This is a genomic window from Alistipes sp. (assembly GCF_020026455.1).
Taxonomy (GTDB): domain Bacteria; phylum Bacteroidota; class Bacteroidia; order Bacteroidales; family Rikenellaceae; genus Alistipes.
In genome coordinates this window covers 261396-275822 of record NZ_JAHHQJ010000001.1, presented here as the reverse complement: position 1 = coordinate 275822, position 14427 = coordinate 261396, and the positions used below count along the sequence as shown (strand labels likewise).

At 61.7% G+C, this 14427-nt stretch carries 8 protein-coding genes; 4 read left to right on the top strand and 4 right to left on the bottom strand.

The features are described 5' to 3' along the window. The first annotated feature begins 261 nt into the window (after positions 1–261). Both QZ460_RS01060 and asnA read left to right on the top strand, forming a co-directional pair. Positions 262–3489 (top strand): DUF2723 domain-containing protein, encoded by a 3228-nt coding sequence (locus QZ460_RS01060; protein ID WP_290539734.1) that lies wholly within the window; start codon positions 262–264, stop codon positions 3487–3489. 213 nt (positions 3490–3702) lie between these two features. After that, a complete protein-coding gene (gene asnA / locus QZ460_RS01055) occupies positions 3703–4737 on the top strand; it encodes an aspartate--ammonia ligase (RefSeq protein ID WP_290539733.1) in 1035 nt (344 codons plus the stop codon). Between the two features lie 242 nt (positions 4738–4979). Here the strand turns inward: asnA and QZ460_RS01050 are convergent, their stop codons facing one another. Continuing rightward, positions 4980–6644 carry an AMP-binding protein gene (locus QZ460_RS01050; protein WP_290539732.1) on the bottom strand — a complete coding sequence of 555 codons (1665 nt, stop codon included), beginning with the start codon at positions 6642–6644 and terminating at the stop codon, positions 4980–4982. Between the two features lie 98 nt (positions 6645–6742). Here QZ460_RS01050 and queG point away from each other — a divergent pair, with 98 nt between their 5' ends. Beyond that, positions 6743–7678 carry a tRNA epoxyqueuosine(34) reductase QueG gene (gene queG, locus QZ460_RS01045; protein ID WP_290539731.1) on the top strand — a complete coding sequence of 312 codons (936 nt, stop codon included), beginning with the start codon at positions 6743–6745 and terminating at the stop codon, positions 7676–7678. Positions 7679–7833: 155 nt separating this feature from the next. On the opposite strand, the gene QZ460_RS01040 is transcribed toward queG, so the two are convergent. After that, entirely contained in the window at positions 7834–8772 is a 939-nt protein-coding gene (locus tag QZ460_RS01040) for a tetratricopeptide repeat protein (RefSeq protein ID WP_290539730.1), read from the bottom strand. A gap of 99 nt (positions 8773–8871) precedes the next feature. Then, on the bottom strand, positions 8872–9318 hold the full coding sequence (locus QZ460_RS01035; RefSeq protein ID WP_290539729.1) for a nucleoside deaminase: 447 nt from the start codon (positions 9316–9318) through the stop codon (positions 8872–8874). Positions 9319–9644: 326 nt separating this feature from the next. Between QZ460_RS01035 and aspS the strand changes: the two genes are divergently transcribed. Continuing rightward, positions 9645–11399: an aspartate--tRNA ligase gene (gene aspS, locus QZ460_RS01030; RefSeq protein ID WP_290539728.1), complete on the top strand. Its 1755-nt coding sequence runs from the start codon at positions 9645–9647 to the stop codon at positions 11397–11399. A gap of 246 nt (positions 11400–11645) precedes the next feature. Here the strand turns inward: aspS and QZ460_RS01025 are convergent, their stop codons facing one another. Continuing rightward, positions 11646–14099 (bottom strand): ATP-dependent Clp protease ATP-binding subunit, encoded by a 2454-nt coding sequence (locus QZ460_RS01025; RefSeq protein WP_290539727.1) that lies wholly within the window; start codon positions 14097–14099, stop codon positions 11646–11648. Positions 14100–14427 lie beyond the last annotated feature (328 nt).

Below are 14427 nucleotides of genomic sequence, written 5' to 3'. Positions count from 1 at the left end.
GCAGCGGCCGCCGCATCCAAAAACGCCCCCAAGTCCTCAGCGGCCAAGCCGTCGCGCCGCCGCAAACGCCGAGGGGCGGATACAGCCGTCGGATCCGCAACGCCCCCCGCCGCCGCAACCGCATCGGCGGCACCGGCGGAGGCCCCGCCGAAAAAATGGTGGAAAAGGTGGCTCTAAATGATTTCACATAATAAGGTTGGAAAAACCGCGTTAAATCATTACTTTTGCTCGATAAGTAGTTACGAAAAAGTTTTCTCGGATATGCACTTTTACAAACGCTGGAACAACATCACGGGCTGGGTCGTGTTCGCCATCGCGGCAACGGTCTATCTGATGACGATGGAACCCGTCTCAAGCCTCTGGGACTGCTCGGAATTCATCGCGACGTCCTACAAACTCGAAGTGGGACACCCGCCCGGAGCTCCGCTGTTCATGATGCTGGCGCGCCTGGCCACGCTCTTCGCCTTCGGAAACCCCGACTACGTGGGCATCGCCGTCAATGCCATGAACTCGCTGGCCAGCGCCTTCTGCATCCTGTTCCTGTTCTGGACCATCACCCATCTGGCGCGGCGTCTGGTGACGCGCGACGGCGCACAGCTCACCCCGGCCAACACCTGGGCCATTCTGGGTGCCGGAGCCGTCGGGGCCCTGGCCTACACCTTCACCGACACATTCTGGTTCTCGGCCGTCGAGGGCGAGGTCTACGCCCTCTCGTCGATGTTCACGGCGCTGGTCGTGTGGCTGATGCTTAAATGGGAGGAGCAGGCCGACGAACCCCACGCCTCGCGCTGGATCGTGCTGATCGCCTACCTGATGGGCCTCTCGATCGGCGTGCACATCCTCAACCTGCTCTGCATCCCCGCACTGGTCTTCATCTACTACTTCCGCAAGACCGAACGGGTGACGTGGCGGGGCATCACGTGGTCGACGCTGATCTCCGGGGCGATGATCGTCTTCGTCAACAACATCATCATCCCCCACACCGTCTGGATCGGGGCGCAGATCGACACGCTGTTCGTCAACACGTTCGGCCTGCCGGTCAACTCGGGCATCACGCTCTTCGCCCTGGCGCTGATCATCGGCCTGGGATGGGCCGCATGGTCGGCACACAAACGGGGACGCGTCCTGCTGAACACCGTCCTGCTGGCTACGACCATGATTCTCGTCGGCTACTCTTCCTACGCCTCGGTGACCATCCGCGCCGCGGCAAACCCGCCGATGAACTCCAACAACCCCAACAACCCCCACGCCCTGCTGTCGCTCCTGAACCGCGACCAGTACGGCGACCGGCCGCTGTTGTACGGCGCACAGTATTCGGCTCCCCCCAAGGGCGTGAAGGAGAAGAAGATCTGGTATCTGGACGAGGACGGCAAGTACAAAACCGCCTCGGTGATCACGGGCTACACCCACGACCCGGAGTTCATGCAGCTGTTCCCCCGCATGTGGAACTACTCCAAGGGCGAAAAGGCCTACATGGAGTGGGCCGCCTACCGTACCAAGACCGAGACGCTGCGCGACGACAAGGGTGAGATCCTGCGCGACGGGCAGGGACGCCCCATGCGCGGCGAAACACTCGATTTTGGCCGCAAACGGGGCTACACCGACTCCTACGGCGAGACCCACACCATCACCGAACCGACGTTCTGGGAAAACATCCACTTCTTCCTCAACTACCAGCTCTCGTACATGTACTGGCGCTATTTCATGTGGAACTTCGTGGGACGCCAGAGCGACATACAGCCTTCGCGCACGACGATATCCGACGGCAACTGGATCTCGGGCATCCGCTGGATCGACGAGAAATACGTCGGCCCGCAGGACAACCTGCCGCGCGAAATCGCCGAAAACAAGGGCCGCAACACCTACTATTTCCTCCCCTTCCTGCTGGGACTCATCGGGCTCATCTACCAGCTGAACCGCGACCAGCGCAACTTCTCGATCGTGCTGTGGATGTTCGTGATGATGGGTATCGCCCTGGTCTTCTACTTCAACACCTCGCCCGGCGAGCCCCGCGAACGGGACTACGTCTATGCCGGATCGTTCTACGCATTCTCGATCTGGATCGGATTCGGCGTGCTGGCCCTGCGCGACCTGATCGCGTGGATCACCAAGCGCAACAACCTCACGGCCGCCGCCGCGGCAACCGTCGTCTCGATGGGCGTTCCGGCCATCCTCGCGGCGCAGAACTGGGACGACCACGACCGTTCGCACCGCACGATGGCCCGCGACATCGGCTGGAACTACCTCCAGTCGACCCTCCCCAACTCGATCATCCTCAACTACGGCGACAACGACACCTTCCCGCTGTGGAACAACCAGGAGGTCTACGGCGTGCGCCCCGACGTGCGGATCATGAACACCTCCTACCTCGGTGGCGAATGGTACATTGACGAAATGAAGACCAAGGCCAACGATGCCCCAGGGGTGCCCTTCTCGCTGCCCAAGCACAAGTACACCTTCACCAACGACATGATCTATGTCGACAATCGCGTCGACCGCGCTCTGGACATCAAAGAGGTGATCGCCTTCGTGCGCAGCGACGACCCTCGCAGCAAGGTCAAACTCGCCGACGGCTCGCTGGCCGACTACATCCCTGCCAAGCGCATCGCCCTGCCGGTGAACAAGGAGAACGCCCTGGCTTCGGGCATCGTGGCCGAAAAGGACCGCGACAAGATGGTAGACACGGTGTTCATCGACATCAAGAAAAATTCGCTGGACAAGAACCAGCTGATGATCCTCGACATGCTGGCCAACTTCGACTGGAAACGCCCGATCTACATGACGCAGGTCTACATCCTTCAGGACTTCGGGCTGATGAACTACCTCCAGTTCGACGGCTATGCCTACCGGCTCGTGCCGATCCTCACCCCGACGCAGAATCCCTTCGAGATCGGACGCATCGACGCCGACTACGCCGCGCCGCTGCTGCGCGACACGTTCCGCTACGGCAACCTCGAAGACCCACGGGTCTATGCCGACTCGTTCATCCAGTACAACCTTTCGGCCTCGCACGCCCGCGACGCCTTCGCCCGCGTAGCCAAGGAACTGCTGCGGCAGGACCGCGTCGCGGAGGCCGTCGAGCTGCTCGACCTGGGACTGAAGCGGATGCCGACCTCGCAGGTGCGTTTCACCGACACCAACACCTACCCCTTCCTCGAGGCCTATTACGCCGCCGCGACCATGGGCGACACGGAATCCGCCGCGAAGGGCGACGCTCTTTTGAGGGAGTATGCCCAAACGCTGATCGAATACATCGAGCACTACCTCCGTTTCGAAGGGGTGCAGGGCGACATGGTCTCGGGGCTTATCGACGAGAAACTCGACCAGCTGGGCGACATCTACTATCTGGCCAGCTATGCCGACCGCAAGGAGATTGTGGCCGAACTGAACGAATACTACCGTTCGCTGGGGGTTTCCGAAGAGAATCTGATCGACGTGGGCGACAAGCACCATCAGCCCGACTCGATGTCGCAGCCCGCAGCAAAATAGCCGGAAGCCGGAAGTAACGATAACGCACGTAACAGAGTGTTGCGTGCGTTATTTTTACCACCCCACCCTCTCCCGGCCGCAGACACGGGCCAGCCGAGCTCCGGATCCGGGGCTTGAACCGTCACTTTTTGAGCTCGGGCAGAGCCGACTTGCCCCGCCTTTGCGTATATTTGCAAAACAAACCGTTTTTTTCGAATCCAAACCCCGAAACCCATGCCGCTGTTCATCCCGGAAGACTATACGGCCAAACTCGCTCCCGAAACGATGGAGCAGGCCATCACCCGCCTCAAGGAGATTTTCCCCGACATGCTGGCCCGCCGTCTCCGCCTCCGCCGCGTCACAGCCCCGTTGTTCGTCCTTTCGGGCACGGGTATCAACGACGACCTGAACGGCGTGGAGCGCGCCGTATCGTTCCCGATCCGCGATCTGGGCGACCGCCGGGCCGAGGTCGTGCACTCGCTGGCCAAATGGAAACGCATGAAACTGGGATCCTACAAGATCGCCCCGGGATACGGGTTGTACACCGACATGAACGCCATCCGCGCCGACGAGGAGCTGGACAACATCCACTCGCTCTACGTCGACCAGTGGGACTGGGAACGCACAATGCGCCCCGAAGAGCGCAATCTGGACTTCCTGAAAACGACCGTCGAAACGATCTACGAGGCGATGAAGGCCGTCGAGGAGGAGGTCTACGAGCTCTACCCGCACATCACGCCCATACTGCCCGAGCGGATCACCTTCCTGCAGGCCGAGGAGCTGCTGCAGGAGTTCCCCGCGCTGACACCCAAGGAGCGCGAGCAGGCGGCGGCCCGCAAATACGGGGCGCTGTTCCTCATCGGCATCGGCGGCGAACTCTCCGACGGACAGCGGCACGACGGGCGTGCCCCGGACTACGACGACTGGAGCTCCCCGACCGAAGGCGGCTACAAGGGGCTCAACGGAGACATCATCGTGTGGAACCCGGTGTTGGAGAGTGCCTTCGAGCTTTCGAGCATGGGCATACGCGTCGATGCCGAAGCCCTCGAACGCCAGCTTGCGATCTGCGGCTGTCCCGAGCGGCGCGAAATGGAGTTCCACCGCCTGCTGCTCGAAGGCCGTCTGCCGCTCTCGATCGGCGGCGGCATCGGCCAGTCGCGTCTCTGCATGTTCTACCTGCGCTGTGCCCACATCGGCGAAGTTCAGGTCAGCATCTGGCCCGAGCAGATGATCGCCACATGTGCCGCCCACGGCATCTATCTCAAGTAAGGCGGCCCTGCGGAAACGCAACGAACCCGAACTAAAAGCCGGACGGCCCTGCGAAAACGCCACGAACCCGGACGGCCTCACGAAAATGCCCCGGGCCGAAAATCGGACGTCCCTTCAGAAAATCGGACGTCCCTCCAGACCCTTTATCGAAAGCGACCAGCCTCATGCCTCCGCCGAAAATCGGGAGGGGCACTCGTTTCGGGTCAAAAAGAATCCCCGCTCCCGGAGCGGGGGGGGGTTGCCTATTGTCCGGAAGCAGGATGGTCCGGAGTTTGGCCGTTCCTGTCCTTATTATAAAGGAATCGCTTGATCTTGTGTGTGGGGGTCTTGACGAAGTCCTCCTTCTCCTCAACGACCTCCGAGATGCGCGAAAAACGGTTGACCTTGGCGTTGACGAAATCCATGATCTCCTTCTTCAACTGCTCGGTCTTGGCCTCCCAGGCCTCCTTCTTGCTCTCCCACTCCTCGCGCCAATCGTCGATCATCGACTCGATCTCCTCACGGTTGAAGTGCACCAGGGCAATCAGGCGCCCCTCCTGCTCCGTGACGATCGAATCGGCGATGCAGACATGCGAATTGAGCACCGTCTCGATGTCCTCGGGATAGATGTTCTCGCCGCCAGGGCCCACGATCATGTTCTTCAGGCGGCCCTTGATGTAGAGCCAGCCGTCCTTATCCAGCTCCCCGAGGTCTCCCGTGCGGAACCATCCGTCGGGCGTGAGAACCTCCTTCGTGGCTTCGGGATTCTTGAAATAGCCCACCATGAGACTCGGCGTGCGGGCCACGATCTCGCCCTGACGGGTCTTGGGGTTGATGTTCTCGAGCCGCAGCTCGACGCCCGGGGCCTGGGGTCCGGTCGATCCCAGCCGCACCTGCGAAGGGGCCGCGCCGGCCAGCAGCGGTGCCGTCTCGGTCAATCCGTAGCCGATGGCATAGGGGACACGGGCTTCGAGCAGGAATTTCTCGGCCCCGCTGTCGAGTTTCGCACCCCCGATTCCAAGGAAGCGCAGGCGCCCGCCGAAGAGTTTCATCAGCTTGCCGCCCGCAACGCGGTGGAGGTAGCGGCGCATGAAGCCGATGCGGTAGAGCGCACGCCAAAAGGAGTTGGAGTTGAACTTGGCGAGCACCTGATGGCGGTAGATCTTCTCGATGATCAGCGGCACGATCAGCATGACCGTCGGTCGGATCGCCCGCAGGGCGGGCATCAAGGCCGAGGCCGTGGGCGGACGGTCGAGGTAGACCATCCGCGCGCCCATCGAGAAGGGATAGATCATGCCGATGGAGCACTCGTAGGTGTGCGAGAGGGGCAGCACCGAAAGGAACGTGTCGTTGCCGTCGACCGGAAAGATCGAGGCCGAGATCCGGACCTGTGCGCAGAGCGCCGCGTGGGTCAGCATCACGCCCTTGGGCTTCGAAGTGGTTCCCGACGTGTAGATGATCACGGCCAGGTCCTCGGGCCGGGGAATGCCCGTTGCGCCCTCCTCGCGGACATGCTGCGAGATGACGCCGAGGTTCTTGGTACGGACCACCACGTTAAGCCCCCCGATGGTCTGCTTCGAGAGTTTGGTGAAAAGTTTGTCCGACACGAGCAGGGCCTTGGCCTCCGAGTGCTCGATGATCATGTCCAGCTCCTCGCCCGAAAAATCGGGCAGGATCGGCACGGCCACCATCCCCGCCGACGTGACGGCGAAATAGCTGATGCCCCAGTTGGGCATGTTGCTGCTCAAGAGCGCCACCTTGTCCCCGGCGCGAAGCCCCGCACCGGTGAGAATCTCCTGCAGTTTGGCAATACGACGGCCCACCTCGGCATAGGTCACCTCGTCGCCACCGTACATCGAGAAAGCGACCTTCGACGCAAACTTTTCCACGCTGTTGCGAACCAGTTCGTACAGTGTATTGACAGTCATCATGTGTTCTTATTAGCTACGTTCGGATAACGCAAAAGTATGCTGCGAAATTACTAAATTCCGACTAAAAAACACTATTTTTGGCGTAAATTATCACAATGCTCGACCATCTGTACATCAAACGGCTCGCCGCCAACGCGGGCTTCGACCTCTGCGGCATCACCCCGTGCCGTCATCTGGCCGAAAACGAGGCCCTTTTCCGCGCATGGCTGGCCCGCGGCTGCCAATCGTCGCTGGGCTATCTGGAGCGCAACGTCGACAAGCGCTTCGATGCGCGCCGACTGGTCGAAGGCGCACGGACGGCCGTGGTCTGCGCTGTGTCGTACAAAAACCGCATCGGCGAGGGCTATCCGCCCGGACACCGGACAAAGGTGGCCTCCTACGCCTGCACGGCGGATTACCACACCTCCATCCGGGCGATGCTCGGCGGGATGCTCGACGCCCTGCGCACCATGTACCCCGGTCTGGGTGGCCGCGCCTTCGTCGACACCGCACCGCTGGCCGAGAAGCAGCTGGCAGTAGAGGCCGGGCTGGGATGGATCGGGCGGCAGTCGCTGCTCGTCACGCCACAATACGGGAGCTACGTCGTGCTGGGCGAGCTGATCCTTACCGAAGAGACCGACCGCTACGATGCACCTTTCGAAGGGTCGCGCTGCGGGACCTGCCGCAGCTGTATCGACAACTGCCCCACGGGGGCCATCGCCCCCGACCGGACCATCGACACCCACCGCTGCATCTCGTGCCGCACCATCGAGCGGGAGCAACCCGGCCAACCGGAGCTCGACGGCTGGATCTTCGGCTGCGACGCGTGCCAAAGTTCCTGCCCCTGGAACCGTCGCGCCCCGCAACACCGCAATGCGGCGTTCGATGCCGTGTTCGATCCGCTGACGATGGACGCGGCAGCGTGGCTCGACATGGACGAGACGGCATTCGAAACCCTCTGCGCCCGCACGCCGCTGACCCGCAGCGGACTGGCCCGCATCCGGGAGAATGCCCGTCGGAATACCGCAACCGAAGAGGTGTCGGAGGACTGATCCCGCCCTTCACTTCCGGATCGGCACAAAAAAAGCGGGTTCCGAAAATCGGAACCCGCTTTGCGGTCTATTGACGGACCCGGGGCTTAGCTTCCGTGCGGCCCGAAGGTTCCTCGGACCCCCGACCGCCCCGCGCTCCCCGCGCAGCCCGCAGACTATTTGGTCAGCTCGGCCAATGCGGCTTTCGCACTCTCGACTGCCGGTCCTGCCGTCACCTTCCGGAAGGCCTCGATGGCCTGCGGTTTCATCTCCTTGGCGTTGTAGGCGGCACCCAGCGTCAGGTACATCAGGCTCATATCCTCGGGATCGGCCTGCACCTTGGCGGCAGCCTCGCCCTGCTCGATCACCTTGTCGTAGTCCTTCTTGCTGGCATAGGCCTGCAGGCGGACCTTCTGAGCCAAGGCGTTTCCGGCGTTCTTAGCCAGCAGCGCATCGGCCATCGAGATGATACCGTCGAAATCGTTGGCTGCCTGGAGCGTGGCCACCTTGTTATTGGTATAGAGGGCGATCATCTCCTTGGCCTTGGCAACGTCATCCGCATACTTGGGGTGCGTCTTGGCGGCCACTCCTTCATAGATGTCCATACCCTTCTCGTACTCGCCCATTTCGCAGTAGCTCATGGCTAGGTTCAGCGCCATCGCGGTATTGTCCGGGTCAGCCTTGTAGCCCTTCTCGAACACGCCTGCGGCAGTCGCATAGTCCTTGTTGTTAAAAGCGTCGCCGCCCTGGATCTGGTAGATCTTGGCCACCCAGCCGTTGGCCTTGGCCATCTGGCTCATGTCGCCGTAGAGTTCGGCCAACTCCGCCGATTTGGTGAAATTCGTCAGCGCCTCGTCGTAGTTCTTGGTCCGGATCGCTCCGCCACCCATCATGAAGTAGCATTTGGGAAGCGTCGTCTTGGCCGTGGCCACCAGCGACGCGGCCTCCTCGTTGTCCAGCCCCTGCTCGATCACCTGCTCGAACTTCGAGGCTGCGCCTGCGAAATCCTTGGCCCCGAAAGCAGCTGCGGCTTCGTTGTAGATTGCGGTAACATCCTGTGCCGAGAGCGACAGCGCCGCAAACAGCGCGATACTCGATACAAATAACTTTTTCATTGCTTTTCTATTCTATTTTTGAAAGTTTTTCAGTTCATGCGCTCCTGTTCGAAACGCGTTGGCTGCAAAAGTATAAAAAAAATTCCTTTTTTACCAAATCTATCCGCGCAAACCCGCAAAAAAAACACGCATCAATTCCTCACACTCCTCCCGAAGCACACCCCGTGCCACAGTCGTCCTGGGGTGGAACACCGCCTCGGAGTAGCATCGGAAGCCCTTCTTGGGATCGTCGGCGCCCCACACCACTCGGCTCACCTGCGCCCATCCGATCGCCCCGGCGCACATGATGCAAGGCTCGACCGTCACATACAACGTGCACTCCTGCAGATACTTGCCCCCAAGTGTTGCGGCGGCGGCCGTCAGTGCCTGCATCTCGGCATGGGCCGTGGGGTCGGCCAGGGTTTCAACGAGGTTGTGGCCCCGCCCGATCACCGCGCCGTCGGCCACGACGACCGCTCCGATGGGGACCTCCTGTTGTTTTAACGCTTTCCGCGCCTCGTTTAGTGCCAGCCGCATGAATTTTTCATCGGTTTCGTGCTGTTCCATGCCGGATTTCTTTTCGGCAAAAGTAACCATTTTTTCCAAAGAACCGCATCCCACACCGACAATCTCCACCCGGAAGCAAGGCAAATGCCCCGATTTCGATTCAAAATGCCCGGTTCGGAAGTCCCGTTTCGGGGCTGCGGCCGGTTTTGCTCCCTTGCGCCGCACGGAAGTCCTTGCATCCGCACCCGGCGGCTGAGGCGGTGCCCTCCTGCAACACAGGGCGGTTTTAACAAGGTATCCCGTCATTTAATCGGGGTTTGATGAACGAGGAATGATGAATTTTAGTTAACTTTGCCGATCGTAACGTCTAAACACAACATATCGCCATGTACAGAACCCATACCTGCGGCTGCCTCCGGGCCTGCAACGTCAACCAAACCGTCACCCTGGCCGGATGGGTGCAGAAAGTCAGGAACCTCGGCGCCATGACCTTCATCGACCTGAGGGACCGGTACGGCATCACCCAGATCGTCGTCGAGGAACACTCCCCCGCCGAGGCCCGCGAAACGGTCTGCCGCGTGGGCCGCGAATGGGTCATCCAGGTCGTCGGCAAAGTCGTTGAGCGGCAGTCGAAGAACCCCAAAATGCCGACGGGAGACATTGAGGTAACGGCCGAAAAGGTGGTCATCCTGCACGAAGCCGAAGTGCCCCCCTTCACCATCGAGGAGGTCTCGGACGGCGGCGACGACCTGCGCATGAAGTACCGCTACCTCGACCTGCGGCGTCCGCCCCTGCAGCGCAACCTGATCCTGCGCCACAAGATGGCCCAGGAGATCCGCCGCTTCCTCTCCGACGAGGGATTCCTCGAGATCGAAACCCCCTGTCTGGTGGGTTCGACCCCCGAAGGAGCGCGCGACTTCGTCGTGCCGAGCCGCATGTCGCCCAACCAGTTCTATGCCCTGCCCCAATCGCCGCAGACGCTCAAACAGCTGCTGATGGTCGCCGGCTACGACAAGTATTTCCAGATCGTGCGCTGCTTCCGCGATGAGGATCTGCGCGCTGACCGCCAGCCCGAATTCACGCAGATCGACTGCGAGATGTCGTTCGTCGAGCAGGAGGACGTGCTCGAAATCTTCGAGAGATGGGCCAAACACATGTTCAAGCACGTGATGGACATCGAGTTGACGGAACCGCTGCGCCGCATGCCCTGGATCGAGGCGATGGAGAAATACGGATCGGACAAGCCCGACCTGCGCTTCGGCATGGAGTTCGCCCAGATCACCGACCTGGCCAAAGGACACGGCTTCCAGGTCTTCGACGATGCCGAATACATCACCGGATTCGCCGCCACGGGCTGCGCCACCTACACCCGCAAGCAGATCGACGCTCTGACGGAGTTCGTCAAGCGGCAGCAGATCGGCGCCAAGGGGCTGATCTGGATCCGTGTCGAGGAGGGCGGCGTGAAGTCGTCGATCGACAAGTTCTACTCCCCCGAGCAGGTGCGTGCCATGGCCGAGCGCTGCGGAGCCAAGGCCGGGGACATGGTCTTCATCCTCTGCGGCAAGAAGTTCAAGACGCTGACGCAACTCTGCGCCCTGCGTCTCGAAGTGGCCCAGCAGCTGGGACTGCGCGACCCGCAGAAGTTCGCCCCGCTGTGGGTGGTCGACTTCCCGCTCTTTGAGTGGGACGACGAGACGCAGCGCTACTACGCCGTGCATCACCCCTTCACCTCGCCCAAACTCGAGGACGTACAATACCTCGACAGCGACCCGGGACACGTGCGTGCCAATGCCTACGACTTCGTCTGCAACGGCACGGAGATCGGCGGCGGCTCGATCCGTATCCACGACTCGAAGCTGCAGGAGAAGATGTTCGAACTGTTGGGCTTCACGCCCGAGGAGGCGCAGAAACGCTTCGGCTTCCTGATGAACGCCTTCAAGTACGGGGCACCCCCTCACGGAGGTCTGGCGTTCGGATTCGACCGTCTGTGTTCGCTGTTCGGCGGCTCGGAGTCGATCCGCGACTACATCGCCTTCCCGAAGAACAACGCGGGCCGCGACGTGATGCTCGACGCCCCGGGATACATCGACCAGACGCAGCTCGACGAGTTGTATCTGGAGTTAAGGAAACCGGAAGAGTAAATTCCGCATGTCACCAGGAAAAAGGGCCGATATATTCTTATCGGCCCTTTTTCTTGACTCCCCACCGCGGCAAGGGACAAGGCCCCAGGCCGCAACCATCCGCCACAGATCCTCCCCGCACACCGACCGCACAACTCCCGACCGCAACCCGCAACAACGACCGAGAGTGAGGGGGGGGGCGTTCCTGCGGAAAAACGCAAAGAGGGACCGGGATTTGTTTCCCGGTCCCTCTTTGCAAGCGGTCGGTCAGGCCACGCGCAGCTTCACGCCGCTGCCCTTGTCCGACTCCACGATCACGGTGTCGCCCTCGCGGAGCTTGCCGTCGATGATCAGCGTCGAGAGCGGTTCCTCGACATTATCCAGCAACGTGCGCTTGAGCGAACGCGCGCCGTAGCGCGATTCGTAGCCCATGGCCGCCAGCCGGCGTTTGGCCCCTTCGGTGATTTTCACCTTGTAGCCCAGCCGGCCCGTGCGGGCCAGCAGCCCCTGCAACTCCAGATCGACGATCCGCTCCACGTCGGCGATCTCCAGCGTGCGGAACAGCACGATGTCGTCGATGCGGTTGAGAAACTCCGGGGCAAAGGTCTGTTCCAGGGCCTTGCGGTACTCGCTCCGGGGCGTCAGGTCGGCCACGGCGCTCTTCGAAACGGTGCTGTAACCCACCTGCACCGACTTCCGGACCGCGGAGCGCGACCCCACATTCGAGGTCATGATGATGATCGTGTTGCGGAAGTCGACCTTGCGTCCCGATCCGTCGGTGAGGTGCCCTTCGTCGAAGATCTGCAGCATGGCGTTGAAGACCTCGGGGTGGGCTTTCTCGATCTCGTCGAAGAGCACCACGGCGTAGGGCTGACGACGCACGGCCTCCGTCAACTGGCCTCCTTCGCCGTAGCCGACATATCCCGGAGGCGAACCGATCAGGCGCGCCACATTGTGCTTTTCGCCATATTCGCTCATGTCGATCCGGATCAGCCCGCGGTGCTCGTCGAACAGCCATTTCGACACCTCCTTGGCCAGCAGTGTCTTGCCCACACCCGTGGGGCCGACGAAGAGGAAGACGCCGATGGGGCGGTTTTCGTCCTTCAGCCCGGCGCGCGAACGGCGGATGGTGCGCGAAATCTTCTCCACGGCCTCCTGCTGCCCCACGACACGCTTGGCAAGGTGCTCGCGAAGGGTCTGCAGGCGGGTCATCTCCCCGTCCGAAACGCGCTCCGCGGGGATGCCCGTCATGGCGGTAATCACCTCCTGGATGTGCTCTGCGGTGATCTTCACGGGGTTGCTTTCGAGCGAACGCTTCCATTCGGCGCGGCTCTCACCCAGCTTCGAGCGCAGCGCGATTTCCCGCATGCGCGCCGAGGCGGCTTTCTCATAGACCAGCGCCTCGACCGCCTCGCGGCGTTCGCGTTTGGCGTCGCTGAGCGCCGTCTTCATGACCCGCAGCTCCTCCGGTTCGCGCGCCGACTGCAGGTGTGCCCTCGATCCGGCCTCGTCCAGAGCGTCGATGGCCTTGTCAGGGAAATAGCGGTCGGTGACGTAACGCCCGGTGAGCGTCACGCAGGCCTGCAGCGCCTCCTCGGTGTAGCGCACCTTGTGGTGACGCTCGTAGTGGGGCGCGATGTTGCGCAGGATCCGGAGCGTCTGCTCGGGAGTCGTCGGCTCGACCGCGACCTTCTGGAAGCGGCGCTCGAGGGCCGAATCGGACTCAATGTTCGCACGGTACTCGTCGCGCGTCGTGGCGCCGATGGTCTGCAGTTCGCCGCGCGCAAGGGCCGGTTTGAGGATGTTGGCCGTATCGAGGCTGCCCTGCGTGGAGCCGGCACCCACGATGGTGTGTATCTCGTCGATGAAGATGATCGTATCCTTGGCCTTGCGCAGTTCGTCCAGAAGCTGCTGCATGCGCTCCTCAAACTCGCCGCGGAACTTCGTACCCGCCACCAGCGCCGAGACGTCGAGCGAAAAGAGCGTCTTGTCGGCAATGGTGTAGGGCACTTCGCCGCGTGCGATGCGCAGCGCCAGGCCCTCGACGATGGCACTCTTGCCCACACCGGCCTCGCCGATCAGGATCGGGTTGTTCTTCTTGCGGCGCGAGAGAATCTGCACCACGCGTTCGATCTCCTGTTCGCGTCCGATGACCGGGTCGATCTTCCCCTCGCGGGCCAGACGCGTGAGGTTCACGCCGAACTTGTCGAGCAGGCGGTCCGCAGCCTTCGCCGCGGTCCCGTTCTCCCCGCCGGGGTCGAGCATGCGGACCTGCACCTCGGAGCGGAAGTCGTCGCCCACGGCGAATTGCTGCAGGTCTCCGGAGACGCAGTCGGCCGTGACGCCGTACATCTCCAGTACACGCGCCGTCGCCGTCGAGGCATCGCTGATGATCGACAGCAGCGCATGGGCCGTCGACACGCTCCGAACGACACCCGGCATGGCGAGCAGTTCGTCGGAGAAGGTGCGGTAGTACTCCTCGGGCGAGCAGATCTCCTGTTGTTTGGCGTCGGCGACCTCGCGTTCGATGCGCAGGCGCACCTGATAGAGTTCCCAGTCCTTGAGCCGGGAGGATAAAAGCTGATAGGCAAGCGATCCCTCTTCGCGGAGCAGCTCCAGCGTGAGGTAATCCTTGAGCGAATGCGTCATTCCCGCCTTCGTCGTGTTGAATGCCGAGCGGGCGATGATGCCCTCCAATGTTTTCGAAATTTTCGGTTGCATGTTGCGTCGTCGTTATGAATTCGCCATACTAACGCGAGCGCGTATCTGAATATTATACGGCCGTTTTTGTTCAGCGGCCGGGCCCCGGCAACCGACGCAGAGGCGATTCCGCCGGGCGGAAATCCCCGGCCCAAGCCCCGGAGCATCGGCAAGAACAACTGACCTGCAATGCCTTACAGGGATCGCCACAAGGCTTCGGGACGAAATTGTCCGCAGCGGGTTTTTCCGGCGGGCGACTTACCGGAACGTTCCGGACATTTTGCCGACGATTGCCGGAATCCGGGCAGAATGCCTTTCCGGCTTTTTGGGGCATAAAATTTTATTTCGG